The sequence below is a fragment of the Sphingopyxis sp. SCN 67-31 genome (assembly GCF_001725095.1).
On record NZ_MEFH01000020.1, the window covers coordinates 20,327 to 35,592 of the forward strand.

The 15,266-nt window shown below is 63.3% G+C and carries 18 protein-coding genes; 10 read left to right on the forward strand and 8 right to left on the reverse strand.

From position 1 onward, the window contains the following. Window positions 1-29 precede the first annotated feature (29 nt). The 4 genes from ABS88_RS03920 to ABS88_RS03935 are packed head-to-tail and all read left to right on the forward strand — an operon-like array spanning window position 30 to window position 2,800. Window positions 30-761 carry a type-F conjugative transfer system pilin assembly protein TrbC gene (locus tag ABS88_RS03920; RefSeq protein WP_232003477.1) on the forward strand — a complete coding sequence of 244 codons (732 nt, stop codon included), beginning with the start codon at window positions 30-32 and terminating at the stop codon, window positions 759-761. Beyond that, on the forward strand, window positions 733-1,332 hold the full coding sequence (locus ABS88_RS03925) for a S26 family signal peptidase (protein WP_062770252.1): 600 nt from the start codon (window positions 733-735) through the stop codon (window positions 1,330-1,332). Before ABS88_RS03920 ends, ABS88_RS03925 begins: the two co-directional genes overlap by 29 nt. Then, on the forward strand, window positions 1,332-2,219 hold the full coding sequence (locus ABS88_RS03930; protein WP_062770255.1) for a conjugal transfer protein TraF: 888 nt from the start codon (window positions 1,332-1,334) through the stop codon (window positions 2,217-2,219). Before ABS88_RS03925 ends, ABS88_RS03930 begins: the two co-directional genes overlap by 1 nt. Next, complete coding sequence (locus ABS88_RS03935) at window positions 2,216-2,800, forward strand: thioredoxin domain-containing protein (RefSeq protein ID WP_062770264.1); 585 nt, start codon at window positions 2,216-2,218, stop codon at window positions 2,798-2,800. Before ABS88_RS03930 ends, ABS88_RS03935 begins: the two co-directional genes overlap by 4 nt. An 11-nt stretch (window positions 2,801-2,811) precedes the next feature. Here ABS88_RS03935 and ABS88_RS03940 read toward each other — a convergent pair whose 3' ends face one another. Then, window positions 2,812-3,978 (reverse strand): ATP-binding protein, encoded by a 1,167-nt coding sequence (locus ABS88_RS03940; RefSeq protein ID WP_062770267.1) that lies wholly within the window; start codon window positions 3,976-3,978, stop codon window positions 2,812-2,814. A gap of 99 nt (window positions 3,979-4,077) precedes the next feature. Here ABS88_RS03940 and ABS88_RS03945 point away from each other — a divergent pair, with 99 nt between their 5' ends. Together ABS88_RS03945 and ABS88_RS03950 are read left to right on the forward strand one after the other, a co-directional pair. Then, a complete protein-coding gene (locus ABS88_RS03945; protein ID WP_062770270.1) occupies window positions 4,078-5,490 on the forward strand; it encodes a conjugal transfer protein TraH in 1,413 nt (470 codons plus the stop codon). A gap of 5 nt (window positions 5,491-5,495) precedes the next feature. After that, window positions 5,496-9,230 carry a conjugal transfer protein TraG N-terminal domain-containing protein gene (locus ABS88_RS03950; RefSeq protein ID WP_286749128.1) on the forward strand — a complete coding sequence of 1,245 codons (3,735 nt, stop codon included), beginning with the start codon at window positions 5,496-5,498 and terminating at the stop codon, window positions 9,228-9,230. Here ABS88_RS03950 and ABS88_RS03955 read toward each other — a convergent pair. Both ABS88_RS03955 and ABS88_RS03960 read right to left on the reverse strand, forming a co-directional pair. Beyond that, the gene (locus tag ABS88_RS03955; protein WP_120218835.1) at window positions 9,227-9,673 is read right to left on the reverse strand and encodes a hypothetical protein; all 447 of its coding nucleotides are present in this window, start codon (window positions 9,671-9,673) and stop codon (window positions 9,227-9,229) included. The genes ABS88_RS03950 and ABS88_RS03955 overlap by 4 nt on opposite strands. Window positions 9,674-9,836: 163 nt before the next feature. Next, window positions 9,837-10,244 (reverse strand): MarR family winged helix-turn-helix transcriptional regulator, encoded by a 408-nt coding sequence (locus ABS88_RS03960; protein WP_120218834.1) that lies wholly within the window; start codon window positions 10,242-10,244, stop codon window positions 9,837-9,839. A gap of 232 nt (window positions 10,245-10,476) precedes the next feature. On the opposite strand from ABS88_RS03960, the gene ABS88_RS03965 reads away from it, so the two are divergent. Both ABS88_RS03965 and ABS88_RS03970 read left to right on the forward strand, forming a co-directional pair. After that, window positions 10,477-10,716, forward strand: coding sequence for a ribbon-helix-helix domain-containing protein (locus tag ABS88_RS03965; protein ID WP_172594965.1), 240 nt, complete (start codon window positions 10,477-10,479; stop codon window positions 10,714-10,716). A gap of 3 nt (window positions 10,717-10,719) precedes the next feature. Continuing rightward, window positions 10,720-11,148: a putative toxin-antitoxin system toxin component, PIN family gene (locus ABS88_RS03970; RefSeq protein WP_286749129.1), complete on the forward strand. Its 429-nt coding sequence runs from the start codon at window positions 10,720-10,722 to the stop codon at window positions 11,146-11,148. On the opposite strand, the gene ABS88_RS03975 is transcribed toward ABS88_RS03970, so the two are convergent. The 5 genes from ABS88_RS03975 to ABS88_RS03995 form a co-directional block, all read right to left on the reverse strand. Continuing rightward, complete coding sequence (locus ABS88_RS03975) at window positions 11,145-12,068, reverse strand: HEPN domain-containing protein (RefSeq protein WP_120218831.1); 924 nt, start codon at window positions 12,066-12,068, stop codon at window positions 11,145-11,147. The two genes, ABS88_RS03970 and ABS88_RS03975, sit on opposite strands and share 4 nt — an antisense overlap. A gap of 33 nt (window positions 12,069-12,101) precedes the next feature. After that, window positions 12,102-12,416 (reverse strand): type II toxin-antitoxin system RelE/ParE family toxin, encoded by a 315-nt coding sequence (locus tag ABS88_RS03980; protein ID WP_120218830.1) that lies wholly within the window; start codon window positions 12,414-12,416, stop codon window positions 12,102-12,104. A gap of 2 nt (window positions 12,417-12,418) precedes the next feature. Next, complete coding sequence (locus ABS88_RS03985) at window positions 12,419-12,676, reverse strand: ribbon-helix-helix domain-containing protein (protein ID WP_120218829.1); 258 nt, start codon at window positions 12,674-12,676, stop codon at window positions 12,419-12,421. Window positions 12,677-12,766: 90 nt separating this feature from the next. Then, the gene (locus ABS88_RS03990; protein WP_120218828.1) at window positions 12,767-13,036 is read right to left on the reverse strand and encodes a DUF7662 domain-containing protein; all 270 of its coding nucleotides are present in this window, start codon (window positions 13,034-13,036) and stop codon (window positions 12,767-12,769) included. Window positions 13,037-13,082: 46 nt separating this feature from the next. Then, complete coding sequence (locus ABS88_RS03995) at window positions 13,083-13,319, reverse strand: hypothetical protein (RefSeq protein WP_172594964.1); 237 nt, start codon at window positions 13,317-13,319, stop codon at window positions 13,083-13,085. A gap of 377 nt (window positions 13,320-13,696) precedes the next feature. On the opposite strand from ABS88_RS03995, the gene ABS88_RS04000 reads away from it, so the two are divergent. Together ABS88_RS04000 and ABS88_RS04005 are read left to right on the forward strand one after the other, a co-directional pair. Next, window positions 13,697-14,281, forward strand: coding sequence for an RNA polymerase sigma factor (locus tag ABS88_RS04000; protein WP_120218826.1), 585 nt, complete (start codon window positions 13,697-13,699; stop codon window positions 14,279-14,281). Further along, window positions 14,278-15,240: a FecR family protein gene (locus ABS88_RS04005; RefSeq protein WP_286749130.1), complete on the forward strand. Its 963-nt coding sequence runs from the start codon at window positions 14,278-14,280 to the stop codon at window positions 15,238-15,240. The genes ABS88_RS04000 and ABS88_RS04005 overlap by 4 nt, the downstream gene beginning before the upstream one ends. Window positions 15,241-15,266 lie beyond the last annotated feature (26 nt).

Here is a 15,266-nt window from a genome sequence, read left to right on the forward strand (position 1 = left end):
GTGAGATCGAACGCGAAGGCAATGCCGCGATGGAACGGCTGCGCGGCGCAATCTCGCGGCCAAAAGTCGAGCCTGTCCACGCTCCATCGGAGCTGCCGGAGCCGACCGAAGCCGAGCGCCGCCGCGCCTTCGAAGCCCTGCGCGGCCACTCCAAGTCTCCGGCAATGGAATCACGTGCGCGCGACGCGCTCAAGGCCGGCAAGGATCGCTTCGCTGCCGAGCGCGAGGCGATGGCGAAGCGGCTCGGCCAGGCGCTCGGCCTCGAAGCGCCCGACATGAAGGCCATCGCCGATGCGGGGCCGGCGCAAGCGACCAAGGGCTGGGTGCCCGTGCTGTTCGTCTCCTCGTCGATGCCGACGGCAACGCTCAGAACCTATGCCGCGCAGGTTGAGAAGGCGCGCGGCGTGATCGCATTTCGCGGCATGCCGGGCGGGATGACCAAGGTGGCGCCGATGGCGAAGCTCACCGCCGAGATGCTGCGGCTCGATCCGGGCTGCGAAGGCCCGGCCTGCGTGATGCGCGACATCCAGGTGATCGTCGACCCGCTGGTCTTCCGCCAGCACGGCGTCGCCCGCGTGCCTGCGCTCGCGATGATCCCGGGCGATCCGGCGCTCCCCTATTGCGAGCGCGAGGACGAGAGTCCGCGCGCTTCCCATGTCGTTTACGGTGACGCGGCGCTCTCCGGCCTGCTCGAAGAAATTGCCCGCCTCGGCGGAAAGGAGGAGGTGCGCGATGCTCAGTCACGCCTGGAAGCTCGGTAAGCGACTTGCCATCGCGCTGAAAGGACTGCCGCGCCGCGCGGCGGTCGCGCTCGGCAGTGAAGGGCTTGGGCAGCCCGCGCGCCCGAACCGGCTATGGAAGGCCTGCGCGATCGTCATTCCCTCGGGCCTTTTCGCCTGCTGGGCGATGGCACAGGTCACTTGGGTCATGTCGCCGTCGATCGACGCCTGGGCCGTGCGCGCCGCGCCGGGGCCGATCGCGAAAGGCGACCTCGTCATGTTCACGCTCTCGCATCCGCTCGCGGGACCAAAACCTGTCAATGTCACCAAGTTCGCGCTCTGCTTTCCCGGCGAGCGCATCAGCCTGATCGAGAAGCCTTCGACCTTCGAACCCAATGCGCTCGACGGCTGGTATTTCTGCGAAGGCAAGCTGCTCGGTATCAGCAAACCGTTCGGGCGAAACGGCCAGCGGCTCGAGCATTGGCGTCCCGACAACGGGCTGATCCTGCCCGGCACCATCTATGTCGGCTCGCACCATCCGAGCGGGTTCGACAGCCGCTATTATGGCCCGGTGCCGATCGGCGAGCTCAAGCGGATGGAGAAGTTGTTGTGATGCGCGCTTCCCTGCTCTCGCTCGTCGCGCTGGCCGTCGGCGTTGCGGTGCCCGCTGCGGCTCAGCTTTCCCGCACGGCTCAGCCCGAACCCAAGCAAGGCTATTGGTGGTATCAGGCCCCGCCGCCTAAGGATGACGATGCGGACCCCGAAGCGCTGGCGAAGCCCCGGATTCCGCCGATGGCAGAGCTTGCGCGCCTAACGCCGCCGAAGATCCGCAAGCTGATCGAGGCGCAGCGCGACTATGCCGCGACCGTGCTCACGATCGATGCCGTCGCCGATTTCTGGCGCTTGCAGGACTTTGCGAGGCGAAAGGCCCGCGCCTTCGCCGGCGTCACCCAGGTCGCGATGCTTCATCACCCCGAACTCAGCGCCAAGTCCGCCAACCCGATGGTCGGGGACGCGCGTGCCACGATGGGGGCCGAGAAGGAGCAGGTCCGGCGGCACTATCTTCGCGGCCAGGCCGGGCAGTTCGCGCTCGTGATGTTCTCGCGCTCGAGCTGCGGATACTGCCGCGTGCAGTGGCCGATCATCGAGCGCTTCCGCGAGGAAACCGGTTGGCAGGTCACGCTGATGGACATCGACCAGCGGCCCGAACTCGCCACGCGGTTCGGGGTCGAGATCACGCCGACGACGATGGTGATCCGCCGCGGCAGCGCCCAGCGCATGGTGATCGCGAGCGGCGTCGAATCCTATCCGAACCTTTCGCAGACCGCTTACCAGGCGGTGCGGCTGCTGCTCGGCGATATCCGGCCCGAGCAATTCCTGACCGGCGCGGGCGAAGAGGACGGCTTCTTCGATGCCCTGTCGGCGGGGCCGGTCTCTGCGACCGATCCCCGCGTACTCGGCGGCGATCTCGTCACCTCGAGCCTTGAACCTCGGCCATGAAGGCGCGCGCCCTCCTCTCGCTGCTCTGCGTCGGCCTCGCCTTGCCGGCGCTCGCGCAGTCCCCTTCGCGCGAGCAGGCGGCGCGCGCCGCGATCCACCCGGTTGCGAGCGCGGCCGAGATGAACGTCTGGCTCGCGCGCGTTCCGGTAACGCGGTCCTTTCCGCCTAACTTCGCCGAGGAGTTGCGCGGCGCGGGCGGCGCCTTCATCGTCGAGATGAGCACGGCGCCGGGCTGCCTCCCCTGCGCCGACCTCTGGCCGAAGCTCCAAGACCTCGGACGCCGTTATGGCTGGCGGGTTCGGGCGCTCGGCGCCGACGAAGCGATGCTGCGCTCGGGTCGGGTCGGCCTCCCCTGGGTCGGGCATCCCGTAGCCTGGGTACGCCCGGTGAAGGACGCGAACCGTATCATCCCGATCGCGGTCGGCACCGACCATAGTCCGAACCTCGCGCGCAATCTTTATCTGTCCGCCAAGATGCTGACTGGGGTGAAACCCGCTGTCGGCGTGCGTGCGCTTTCCAAGTTTACGGGGATCGTCGGGAACAGTCCGGGAGCGCCATCGCAGCGCAGTGCCAAGCCATGAACACTGCCCGCCTATACCTCCGCGAGAAGTGCATGACCGGCGACCACAACCGGCATCACTTCGACGCCATCGGCAAGCGGGTAGCGCTCGCGGCCGGGATAGATCAGCAATCGCTTCGCGGGCGAGAGATCGTCGCAGGCATGATGAAAGCCGCGTTCAAGCTTGGGTTGCAGGCTCCTCTTAATCTCGATTGCCCAAAGCTCGCCGCCAGGAAGCGTCAGCAGCAAATCGATTTCCGCGCCCGCCGCCGTCCGATAGAAATTGGCTTTCGTCCCCTCCGGGGCAGCGGCGGTCAGCGTTTCGATGACGAAACCTTCCCAACTTGCCCCCGCGATGGGATGGCCGAGAATATCTTCGTAGGACGAAAGCCCAAGCAGTGTGTGAACGAGTCCGCTGTCGCGGACATAAATGCGCGGCGATTTGACGAGACGCTTGCCTGCGTTGCTGTGCCACGGCTCGAGACGTCGGACCAAGAGAAGATCGACCAGAAGATCGAGATATCCAGCGACCGTCTTGCCGTCGACGCCGAGGCTCCGGGCAAATTCGGCCGCATTGAGAAGGCCGGATTGATGATGTGCGAGCATCGTCCAGAAACGGCGGAGTGTCTCGGCCGCGATGCGGGGACCGAACATTGGAATATCGCGTTCGAGATAGGTGCGGATAAAATCCTGCCGCCATCGCTGGCTTGCCCGATCGCTCGCCGCAAGGAAGCTATCGGGAAATCCGCCGCGTACCCAAAGCCGGTCAATTTGATCATCGCCGACTTCAAGCCCGTCGAGCGGACGCATTTCGAGGTAGCTGATACGTCCGGCGAGACTCTCTCCCGACTGGCGCAGAAGATCGATCGATGCCGAGCCGAGGAGCAGGAAGCGGCCTGTCCTTTGGCCTCTACGCCGACCGGCGTCGATCAGCCCGCGCAAGATCTGGAACAGTCCCGGCAAACGATGGACTTCGTCGAGGATGACCAGCTTGTCCGCATGTCCGGCAAGATAAAGTTCGGGTTCCGCCAGCTTGGCGCGATCCGCATCGGACTCGAGGTCGAGGTAGATCGAGGGTCTGGATTCGCCGATTTCAACCGCGAGCGTGGTCTTGCCGACCTGTCTTGGGCCGATGAGCGCAACAGCTGGCACTTCGGCCAACCTTTCCGCCAGTTCCGTCGAGATACGGCGATCAATCATCCTTGCATTTATGGAGTTCTATTCCAGTTTTGCAAGGTTAATTTGCATAACATGCTGATCATGGCGAACCCGGCCCGAGAGGATTGAAAGGAGCAAGTCATGCCAAAATCCCGCCAGATGATCGCTGCGCTCACTACGCTATCAGCTATGGGAATGGCCGCGCCGGCTCATGCCCAAAGCTGGGCCGAGCATTGGTTCGACAATGTGACCTACACCTCGCCCGGCAGCTTCGAGGATCAGGCGCGCGGCTATGTGACCGCGGGCGGCTTCTCGGGCCGCGTCGACGTCCACAACGATTACCTCATGAGCGTGACGTTGCCGAAAGTGCGCGCCGGCTGCGGCGGGATCGACATGTTCCTCGGCGGCATGTCCTTCCTCGATCCCGAGTATCTCGTCCAGAAGCTGGAAAGCATCCTGCAGGCCGCGCCCGCCGTCGCCTTCCAATATCTCCTCGAAACCCTCGACGAGAAGATGGGCAACATCATCTCAAAGATGGAGGCGGCGACCAACTATCTGAACTCGATCCAGGTCAACGACTGCCGCCTCGCCAACCGCATGGTCCAGATCGCCAAGGGCGACGACAATATGTCAGGGATCATCGAGGAGATGACCGGCTACAAGTCGATCAAGGAAGGCTATGCGAAAAGCTATCAGCAGAGCCGCGAGAAGATCCAGGCGAACCAGAACAATCCGACGGAAGACCTGCGCGACGCGCTCGCCAACTGCCCGCGCGAGGTCACCGACATCTTCCGCACCGGCTCGCTCCTCGCCCATGCCGCCGCGCGGGTCGGCGCGAGCGAATGGACCGGGGTCATGCGCGCCCGGGTCGGCGACGTCTATATGCGCTGGGATGCCACCGACAAGGTGCCGCTCTTTTCGGCGATCCCCGCCTGCCCGCGGCAGGAGACCGAAGGCGTCGAGGACTTCCTGACCGGACGTGTCCAGCGCCGCGCGCTCAATATCCCGCCGACCGGCGCCGATTGCGGCGTCGACGGACCGGGCCGCGGCGCGCTGATCCTCGCGCGCGAGCGGATGCAGGCGATCGCGACGAAGATCCGCACCCGGGCCGCGCTCACGGCCGAGGAACGCCAGTTCGTCGCCAATGTGAAGACGCTGCCGATCTACCGCATGCTTGAGTGGGGCGTGCGCGAAGGCGTCGAGGACAGCGTGATCGGCGACACCGACGAACTGGTGGCGCTGACCCTCGCCTACCAGATGCTCAACGACCTCACGCGCAGTCTCGATTTCGCGCTGTCGAACGCCGAGCGCGGTACCACCGCGGCGGGCGCCGCCGATGCCGGAAACTCCAACATCTGCCAGACGCGCATTCTCACCAAGGGGATCGAGCAGCTCCAGGGGCTGCGCGAGGAGGTCCTCCGCCAGCGCGCCCAGATGCGCCAATCCTATATGGCCGCGCTGAACCAGGCCAACCTCTCCGCCAATTACGCCGGTCTCGTCCGCCAGCGCGACCGCGATGCTCGTGATGCCGCGGGCGCCGCGGCCAACCGCTGACCGCCATGCGCGCGCCCTTCCCTTCCACGCTCGCCGCCGCCTTCGCGCTCGTTCCCGCTCCCGCGCTGGCGCTCGAGACGAGCTTCCACACCTATGACGGGTTCAACGAGACGGTCGACGCGTTCCGCCTTGTCTCGATGATTTTCGCCGACCCGCGCTACGAGACGCTGGTGGTGATCATCGCCGTCGCCGGCATCGCGCTCGGCGCGCTCCTCGCGAGCGTGCGCGGCAACGGCATGGGCATCGTCGCCTTCGGCTTCCAGACGCTCGTCGGCATCGGCCTCTTCGTCGGCCTCGTCGCGACGACGGGAACGGTCCATGTCTACGACCGTGTCCGCAATGCCTATCAGCCGGTCGGCGACGTGCCGAACCTGATCGTGCTCGTGGCCGGCGTCACCAACATGATGGAACGCGCGATCGCCGAGACGATCGACGACAATACGCTCGATCCCAATGCCAAGCTCGAGTTCGGCGCCGGCGGGCACAGCTTCGATCTCTTTCTCAATGCCGTATCCCCGCGCGGGCCGATGACCGACAGCTTTCTCGACGCGACGATCAAGGACTATGTCCGCCAATGCTACCCGGTCGCGCGCGTGTCGCCCGCCTATGGCATCGACGACGATCAGCTGTTTAGGACCACCACCGACCTGCCGCAGGCGTTCGCCGCGATGGCGGGGCCGGCGACCTTCAGCACGGTGTTCACCGCCTCCGACAAGGGCGGCACCACGGTGAGCTGCACCGAGGCATGGACGCATATCTCAGACCGCCTCTCCGATCCGGCGCTTTTCGAGGATTATAGCCGGCAGGTGTGCGAACGCACCGGCTATGACATATCGAACGCCGCCCAGCTCCAGCGCTGCCGCTCGAACCTTGGCGCGCTCGGCGACAAGATGCTCGGCACCCCGCTCACGCTCCAGCAACTGATGACCAACATCAACCTCGGTAACGCCGTCGGCGACGTGCTCTTCGAAGACAGCCCCGCGACCGCGGCGCGCGTCATGGCGAACCGCGCCGTCGTCTCGAGCGGGCTTGCCACCATGTCGACCGCGAACGAATGGATGCCGACGATCCGCGCGACCGTCTTCGGCATCATGCTGTTCATGATGCCGATCGCCCTCCTCTTTATCTTGACCCCGATCAACCTGCGCGTCGCGAGCTTCGCGCTCGGCCTCTTCGTGTTCGTCGCCATGTGGGGGGTGATCGACGCCGGCATCTATCAGCTGACCCTCGGCCGCGCGATGGACGTGCTTGCCGAGATGCGCTCGAACCATGTCGCCGCCAATGCCTGGATGCTCGCGCCCGGCTCGGCCATGAAGGCGCTCGCCATCTTCGGATCCTTCCGAACCGCCGCCGCCGGGCTCGCCGGAGCTTTCGTGTTCACCGTGTTCCGCTTCTCGGGCAATGTGTTCACCTCCTTCACCAGCGGCGCGCTCGGGGCGCAGGGTCAGGGCACCGCGGCCGCGACCCCGATCATGACACACGAAGGCCGAGCGCAGGCGCTCGAGGCGCAGGCGTCGGCGAGCGGCACGATGGCGCGGCGCGGTGCGACGTCGAGCTTCGGGGATTTCGGGGAGCGCTCGACGCTCGGCAGCAACCGCGCCTTCGGCGCCGCCGGAACCTATCTCGCCGATCGCACACCCGGCGTCGGCGGCACGACGGGCTTTGCGCTCGGCGCAACCGATGCCGCGCGCGACCTCGGCAACCTCGCGCCCGCTCTGGTCGGACGCGATCTCACCCATCCTGCAACGGCGGCGGCCGTGCGCGCCAATGCGACGACGGCGGCGATCCACAATTTTGCGGAGAAGGATGCGCTGCGCGGGCTCGGCACGAGCTATTTCGGCGAGGGACAGGCGGGCGAGCGCGCCTTTGCGCGCTTCACGCAGAACATGGTCCAGTGGAAGGCCTTCGGCGACACGCGCGCTTACGACATGATGTTTCAGGGCGCGCAGCGGCATTTCGAGCGCAACGGCTATGCGGGGAAGGACGCCGAGCTCAAGGCTTCGACCGTGATCGCGCAGGCGTCGGCCGACCCGACCTTCGCCAAGCTGATCGCCAACAGCTTCGACCAGGAGCAGATGCTGCGGAACGACCTGACCGGCGCGCAGATCAATGTCGGCGCAATGGAAGGGCGCCGTGACTACGCCAGCGACAATGTAGCCGCCGTCGAGCGGCGGAATGTCGCGACCGAGCAGGCATATCGCACCGGCAGCAACGAGGGCCAGCGAAACGCCGCCGCAATGCTCGGCCTTCCCGTCGACGAAACCGCGCGGCGTATCGGCTTCATCAACACCCTCTCGGGCGAGGCGCGCTCGTCCGCCATCTCCTCCCTCTCCCGCGCGACGGGACGCAACGAGGCGCAAGTCATGCGCGCGCTAGAAACCTATAACGCCTCGGTCCAGCTCGGCACCGCCGATGGCGCGACCGAGCAAGCCGGACGCGAAGGCACCAGCGTCTATGGTCGCACCCGCGAGGCAGCGGGCTATGACTTCGCGGAACGGTCGGGCAAGCTCGACGCGCAGCGCGAGATCGGCCATTCGGGCGTGCGCGGCTCCGCGCGGATCGGCGAGCAGCGGCGGCAGAGTGACAATTTCGGGTTTGCGGAAGGGGCGGCCGCGGCAGGCGTTTCGACGCGCGAGGCGGCGCAGCTCGATACCTTCATTGGGGCGCTAAGCCGCACGGCGGGGAACCAGGTCGACATGGCCGAGGGCGGCGCGGCGGGCATCGCCGATCGCGCACGCAACGAGCGGCTGACGCGTATCGTCGACAATGAGCGGCTGACGCGCATGCAGGGCCTACTGCGCAGCGAGGGCATCAACATGACGAAGCGCGAGCTCGCGATGGCGCAGAATGGCGACCTCAATCTCAATGTATCGCCCGACGTCGCGCGCCAGCTCCGGGCGGCAGGACTCATCAACGACAGCCAATATGGCGCCATCGCCGAAGGCGGCCGCGCACGGTTCAGTTTCGCGGACAATGATCTGCTGGTGTCGAGCAGCACGGGATTCTCGCAATCGGCGCGCAGCGACACCAGCACCAAATATGAGGCCGGCAAGCTGGCCGGACCCGACACGATCGAGAATATGCTGAGCAGCGAACAGGGTCAGGCCATGATGGCGAACTGGCTCAAAGGCGGGTTCGAGATGGATCGCAATGGCGAGTGGCGGCTTAATCCGCAGGTGGCCGATACGCTGCAGCGCGATGTGTCGGCAATCATGGCGCAGACGGGTTGGCAGCGTTCGATATCGCGCTCGGCACAGGATCAGATCACCATGGGAACGACTGTCGGCGGCAACATCGGCGGCAGCGCGCAAAGCAGCGATTATGCTTCCCGTGGCGGTAAGCAAAAAGGCGGTTCACGATCGCAAACCGCGACTTCGGGAAATGTCGGCGGAAGCCTCGGGTTTTCCAGCCGCGACGTCGGGATCAGCAGTGAAAACGCCCAAGCTTCCCTTGATATCGTCAACTATGAAGTTCGCGGGGCGATTTCCGCAGCAGAACGCGCCGCCGCGCGGTCAGAAACTCCCGAAGCGACGTTCACCCGCGAGTTGAACCGACAAGTGCTTGGACAGGAAGGGCTACGGAATCGCTATCTTGGTCAGGCCGATTCCGCGCGAGGTACTGCGGACATCACGGCCCCGATGACGTCGTATGAGCAGTCATCGATCTTGAGCAAAGGCCGGTTCTCGACTGATCTCGCCAACGGTCCATTCGACGGAGATAACAGCGACAAGAAGCGCTAGATTCGCGAGCCGTTGTTGGGACTGAGCGGATTGCCGATATAGATCGTGCCCGAGAACGGATCGTAGATATCGCCTACGGGACGCAAATGGTCTGGGGGATACCGCAGAGTTTCCTGCTCGATCTTGATACGTTCGAGTTCCTCGATTTCCTCATCCGAGAGCGGGTCGCCGGCGAAAGGCCTATCGAGCCACGCGCGCACGAATCCGAACCCCAGAACGAGCAGCGCCGTGAGCGGGAAGAAGAGGATGGTCAGATAGCCAGCGAATGCGCTCTCGAAGAACGGCCGAAGGGCTGGGTTCTTCAACGACGCCGCCGCCACCGTCCAATATATTGGGATCGCTGCCCACCAGAGCTTGGCATACCACGGGCGCCACAGCCAATCGGCCGCAGCGGGCTGCGGAATTTCAAGCTCCGGGATCGCTGAAGAAGGCGTGTTCTGCATGGCTTACCTCGCGTTCAAATGTAGCATCGACGGCAACGCATGGGAATTCGGAGTGGTGCCGAAATCGAACGAATTACCTCGGGAGCTAAGCGACATGTGCTCCCCTCGCCGATTTCGATTGCACGCTCGCCACGCCCCCTCCCTTCCCTCAGGTTGCAATGGGCTAATTCTTCAGGGCTGGCGCTGCAGCCCTGTTCGCCACGCAATCGTCAAAGATGCACCGAAGAGATGCTCTCCCGCGTGCCGAAAGCGCCACATTTGTTCGGCGCGCATCGTGCGGATCTCGTTGACGTTCGACGATCGCGCGCGCTTCTAGACTTTGGGTCAGCCGAACGGCCGTCGCGATCGAAACGCCGCTCGCATAGCCGAGGCTGGATACGGACAATCGTTTGCTAGCGGCGTCAGCTGAATAAAGCTCGAGCAAGATGATCCAGCTTGCAGGGCTCAGGCTGATTTCCCGGATATAGCGGTCCATTATTCGCCGCTCCATGAGCAGCTCGCGGCAGAAACGCAGTCGGTTGGCTTCGACATCGAAAGTCGGATCATCTTGATGTGCCGCGACATCCGACATTCGCCCAAACCAAGCCTCTGCGCTTTCCGGCGCGAAAAGCCAGATAGGCAGGCGCCGCAGACGAAAGCTGCGGCCCGGCGCCGGTCTTGCAGAGGCTCGAATATTGGTACCACAAAAAACGAGCCTCCCGTTTGCTTGCGGTGATTCCAACGCCCCTTAGGCTGGTCGGTTGATAGACGGCACATAAGATGATAAGCGTATAACCGCTTTAGCGACGATGAGGGAATGTGTGATGGGCGAAGTAACCCGCTGGACGGTGAATGTCGCACCGGAAACCGACATCGATGTCCGAACCTATCTTGCCCAGCGTGGCATGAAGAAGGGCGACCTGTCGCGTTTTATCGAAGAATCGGTGAAATGGCGCCTGCTCGACCTGACGTTGGCGGAGGCCCGTGCCGGTTTCGATGACCTGTCACCGGAGGAGATGGATAGTCTGATAGACGAAGCGGTTGCCGACGCGCGTCGGAACTGACGCATGCGCGTCATTATCGATACCAATGTGCTTGTGAGCGCCCTGTTGCATGAACGGTCGCTGCCCTACCAGCTGATTGCCCTATGGCGTCAGGGCAGGGTCGCGCTGGTCACATCTGCCGAACAATTGGACGAACTTCGGCGCGTCACTCGTTATCCGAAAATCCGCGCTCGGCTGAACCCTGCAGTCGCCGGACGACTGGTCAACGAATTGAAGGGTGCTGCCATCATGGCGCAGGACCTGCCCGACGTTTCTGTCAGCCGCGATCCATGGGACAATTATCTGCTGGCGATGATCGAAGAGTCGAAAGCAGGATATCTGATCACGGTCGACAAGGCCGACTTGCTGATCCTGGAACGCCATGCCGGAGCACAGATCGTCACAGTACGAGAATTCCTGAAACTGATCACGGGCAACGAACCAGGATTTTAGCTGCCGCCGGCAGCTTTCTTCAGGTCCGCGATATGTGAACCGCAGATCGCCTCGACGATCGCGCGCAATTTCTCGGCCGACGCTGCAAGCGCTTCGAGGTCGGCAGCGCTAATTTCGTAACTGGCAGAGTATCGAGCCTCAACATAAGCGCGTTTCAGCAATTCGAAGCGGCGGCGGTCGATCTTACTGTCGCGAGCCCAGGCTTCAACCAGGCGCGGCTCGCGGTCCTCTGCGAGCGATCGCAGGAACTTGATATTGTGCGAGCGTGGAAAATAGAACGTGTTTGCAAGCAAATAGCACCCGTAAAGCCGCTCAACGGCTTGGTGCAATGCGAATGCAGCTCCCTTTAGCCATCCCCCGTCAAGCATGGCCTTACCAAACTCGAAATCGAACGCTTCCAGTCTGCGCCCGGCTTCCGCAAAATTTGCCGAGAAATACCCCACGGCCATTTCATAGGCATCAACTGGCGTCAGCGGCTTCGGCGTTGCCAAAGGATGGTTCGGCAGGTCGTATAGCATCACGCCATCGCGGATGATATCGACCCAGAAATATTCGCCGCGGCTGAGCGCGCGGTTCACGTCGGCGAGCGTATGGACAATGATGTTCAGCGTCCGTCCGACATCGGGGTCGCGGAGGATCTTGTCCTCGGCGATGTACCAATGGTCGGAGATGTCGGTGAGATCCTCATGGCTGACAACGATCAGCAGGTCGAAATCGGACTGATAGCCATTCTCCGGCTCATCGACCCAATCGTCGCGGGCATAGCTGCCGAACAGGATGATCTTCAGGATCTTGCCGTTGCGTTTGCCAGGCTGTGTCGCGCGCTCGATCGATCGCGCGAACTCCTCCATCAGCACGGCCTTGATGCGTTCGAGTTCGCCCTGCTGCTTTGCCGGAAGGTGGTCGATTTCTGTTTTCATTTTCGCCCTGCGCTTCGGAACTGCCGCAGCCCCTTATGCCGCGGTGTCGTCGCGGAAACGATCCATCTGATGCATGCGTTCGTGAAGGATCGTAACGATGCCCGCAGTTCCGTCGCCGAGCAAACGCCAATAGACATAATGATGTTCGCACTTGCCGTAATAGCCATCAACACCGAATTCAGCCGGAATAGCCCGCCAAAGAAGCTCGCGCCTGGCGATCCGACCAAAACAGTCGAAAAGGCCCCGCACATAGGCTTCTGCCTGCGCATCTCCCCACTTCTCCCGCGTATAGGCATAGATTTCGTCGAGCCGCTGCCCGGCGATCGCGGAAACCCGAAAATTAGCCATCGTCAGTTTCGGCGCGCCCGACCGATCACCGCATCGGCATCGAGAGGCACGAAGTCAGAGTCAGGCGCTGCGAAGGCCCTTTGCAACTCCGCCTTCAAGCGGGCGAATTGCTCCGCTTCCGCGCGTTCCTTATCGCGCCGAATGAGATCACGGACATATTCGCTGACATTCTCATAGGAGCCGTCGTCGCCAACATTGGTCGCCACGAAATCGCTGAGGGCGCCGCCAATACGGACATTCAGGGTCGTTTGTTTGTTCATAAAAACCTCGCGTCCGTCACAATGTAGAGGAATAATATGGACAATCAATCCTGATCATATTGACCCCGGCATAGTCGGATATCTTTCTACCTACTGGCCGCCGCTTCGACGACGGAAATAGACGCATTCGCGAGCCGGTTTGGCAACCGCCTCGAAGCCCGCATCGAGCCAGACACGTCGATGGGGCGGCTCTACTTCCGAAAACTCTGCCGCTGACCACCAATCGGCACCGAACGCCGCGCGCGGAAGAACCGCGCCAATGATGCTCTCGATGTGCGAAAAGCTGAGCTCGACGCCATCGGCATCGTGGCAAACCCTCCACCGCCTGAGGAAGGCGCCAAGCGCATCATATTTTCCCATGACGCCGTTTCAGGGCGGTGGCGTCTCGAAGTCAAGGGCGCGGCCTTCAATAGCGCCAGATCTGCCACCACGGCGGGGGCGGTGTGGTGATCAGGATATGGACGGCGCGCGCAAACGCCTTCTCGATCTCTTCAATGCCCATGCCGTGTCTTTCGGCCAAATCCTCGTAGCCCGCGTTCTCGAACCGGATCGCAAGAAAGACGGCGCGATCGAACGGCTCCATTCGGCGGATCGCCCGCCGCGCGATCCGCAACCGCTTACTCCCGCTCCCGTTGCTGGACATGATGATCCTCCTGCCAGACCGGCAGCCTGAGCGACCGCCACCACCTTTCTGACTCCCCCCCTTCACTCCCTGCATTCCGAACAAGAAGCGCGCGCATCCCCTTGCTTTTCCGAGTGTCCGGGCACGATGAGGCATGGTCCGGCGGAAGTCTTGCTCTTGGAAAGCAATCGATTATGCTGAACGGGCATCGGGCTGGCAGGCGGCGCGATGCCGGGGCTTGAGAACCCTTTGAGCAAAAACACCTGTTCGCCATCCTGTCCGGGTGGCCGTCGCGTATGTACAAGCCTTCGGGCTAAAGGCGACGGCGCACGCGCCTCAAGTGTGTTCTCAACACCCGGCTTTAGGCCGCCTTTCCTCCCGTCCGGGAAGGCGAGACAATGGATTATGACGAAGAGGCTGCCGAAGCGCGCCGGCGAGCGGAGCCTGCATTTCAGATCGAAATCGATGACTGGGGCAACCAGCATAAGTCTGCGGCTATCGAAGCCATGTATCAAGAGCACCAGCCGCAACTTTCCCGTTTCCTGCGCCGACGGACGAATTCACAGGATGTCGGGGATCTGGTCCAGGAGTGCTTCCAACGCCTTGCCGCAAGCGGCGCGGATATTGTGTCGCGGATCGAAAAGCCCGGAGCCTATTTGGCACGAGCGGCACGCAACCTGCTCATCGAACGTGCCCATGTCGACCGGCGTCGCTTCGCCTCGGCACATCATGAATATGACGATACCGAGCATCCAGGGTCCGACCCCCACGCCGCGCTCGAAGCAAGGGACATGATGCGCCGTGTCGAGGACCGTCTCGAACGCCTGAAACCGAAAACCCGCGACATCTTCCTGATGCACCGGTTCGAGGGTATGTCCTATGCCGAAATTGCGGCTGCAACAGGAATGAGCGAGAAGGGCGTGGAAAAGCAAATCGCCAAGGCCATGACGGCAATCCTTCGCGTAAAAGGTCCGCGGTCATGAGCCGCGAGATACAAGCGGGAAAATGGTTCGCGCGCATGCGCGCGAGCGATGCGGCGGCTGATCGCGCGAAGTTCGATGCGTGGATGGCCGATCCCGAAAATGCCGCGGCCTATGCCGAGGCGGAAAAGCGCTGGGCGGCTCTCGATGTGAATGTCGCGGGCCGGATCAGGGCGCGTGCGCTGCGCCCTTCCGGATCAAACCGGCTACGCTGGGCAACGGCTTTCCTGCTCGTCGTCATGCTTGCCCTCGGAGGCGCCTGGTATGCCGGGCGTGCCGGGACCGGTCCGCAAATCGCGACCCGGTCCGTCGAGGGCGAAGCCGTTCGGCTGGTCGACGGCACATTGGTTGAACTCCTCGACGGAGCGAAGATCGAGACCAGATTTTCGGAGCGTGACAGGGAGGTCGTCATGACCGGCGGCCGTGCCCGTTTCACCGTAGCGCACGATGCCTCCCGGCCCTTTCGTGTCATCGCCGGGGGATCCGAAATTGTCGCACTCGGCACCATCTTCGAAGTCGATCTGACACGACGCAATCCGAGCGTCCGGCTGGTCAGCGGCTCTGTCGATGTGCGGGCGACAGCGCCCGGCGGACGCACGGTCAGACTGAACCCCGGCGACACGGTCGAGGTACAGGGCGGCGAACCGCTTCATCTGCCGCGCGGCGACGCCGCTCGGTCGACGCCCGACACGGCAATGACGCTACCCGTGGCAAACGTCCAACCGACATCTCGGGTCGTCGCCGACAAGTTGCCGCTCAGCGAGGTCATCGATCAAGCGAACCGGGTGAACAGCAAGTCAATCCGGCTGGCTGACCCCGCGCTCGGATCGCTTGAGGTCACGGGCCGGTTCGATGTCACCGACAGCGCGTCGCTCGCGCGAAAACTCAGCGCGGTTTTCGGACTTTCGGCCCAAGAGAGTGACGGCGCCATCATCCTGTCCCGAAAAAAAACGGGGGGATAATTCAGCCGGCCTCGTCTCGCCCTTCC

Bases quoted from the DNA above. Each gene is read 5' to 3' on its own strand.
- ABS88_RS03950 (WP_286749128.1), top strand. From the start codon at position 5,496: ATGCGCGCGCCCTTCCCTTCCACGCTCGCCGCCGCCTTCGCGCTCGTT.
- ABS88_RS03985 (WP_120218829.1), bottom strand. From the start codon at position 12,676: ATGAACAAACAAACGACCCTGAATGTCCGTATTGGCGGCGCCCTCAGC.
- ABS88_RS03935 (WP_062770264.1), top strand. From the start codon at position 2,216: ATGAAGGCGCGCGCCCTCCTCTCGCTGCTCTGCGTCGGCCTCGCCTTG.
- ABS88_RS03975 (WP_120218831.1), bottom strand. From the start codon at position 12,068: ATGAAAACAGAAATCGACCACCTTCCGGCAAAGCAGCAGGGCGAACTC.
- ABS88_RS03965 (WP_172594965.1), top strand. From the start codon at position 10,477: ATGGGCGAAGTAACCCGCTGGACGGTGAATGTCGCACCGGAAACCGAC.
- ABS88_RS03990 (WP_120218828.1), bottom strand. From the start codon at position 13,036: ATGGGAAAATATGATGCGCTTGGCGCCTTCCTCAGGCGGTGGAGGGTT.
- ABS88_RS03940 (WP_062770267.1), bottom strand. From the start codon at position 3,978: ATGATTGATCGCCGTATCTCGACGGAACTGGCGGAAAGGTTGGCCGAA.
- ABS88_RS03920 (WP_232003477.1), top strand. From the start codon at position 30: ATGGAACGGCTGCGCGGCGCAATCTCGCGGCCAAAAGTCGAGCCTGTC.
- ABS88_RS03925 (WP_062770252.1), top strand. From the start codon at position 733: ATGCTCAGTCACGCCTGGAAGCTCGGTAAGCGACTTGCCATCGCGCTG.
- ABS88_RS04005 (WP_286749130.1), top strand. From the start codon at position 14,278: ATGAGCCGCGAGATACAAGCGGGAAAATGGTTCGCGCGCATGCGCGCG.
- ABS88_RS03960 (WP_120218834.1), bottom strand. From the start codon at position 10,244: ATGTCGGATGTCGCGGCACATCAAGATGATCCGACTTTCGATGTCGAA.
- ABS88_RS03945 (WP_062770270.1), top strand. From the start codon at position 4,078: ATGCCAAAATCCCGCCAGATGATCGCTGCGCTCACTACGCTATCAGCT.
- ABS88_RS03970 (WP_286749129.1), top strand. From the start codon at position 10,720: ATGCGCGTCATTATCGATACCAATGTGCTTGTGAGCGCCCTGTTGCAT.
- ABS88_RS03980 (WP_120218830.1), bottom strand. From the start codon at position 12,416: ATGGCTAATTTTCGGGTTTCCGCGATCGCCGGGCAGCGGCTCGACGAA.
- ABS88_RS03995 (WP_172594964.1), bottom strand. From the start codon at position 13,319: ATGTCCAGCAACGGGAGCGGGAGTAAGCGGTTGCGGATCGCGCGGCGG.
- ABS88_RS03930 (WP_062770255.1), top strand. From the start codon at position 1,332: ATGCGCGCTTCCCTGCTCTCGCTCGTCGCGCTGGCCGTCGGCGTTGCG.
- ABS88_RS03955 (WP_120218835.1), bottom strand. From the start codon at position 9,673: ATGCAGAACACGCCTTCTTCAGCGATCCCGGAGCTTGAAATTCCGCAG.
- ABS88_RS04000 (WP_120218826.1), top strand. From the start codon at position 13,697: ATGGATTATGACGAAGAGGCTGCCGAAGCGCGCCGGCGAGCGGAGCCT.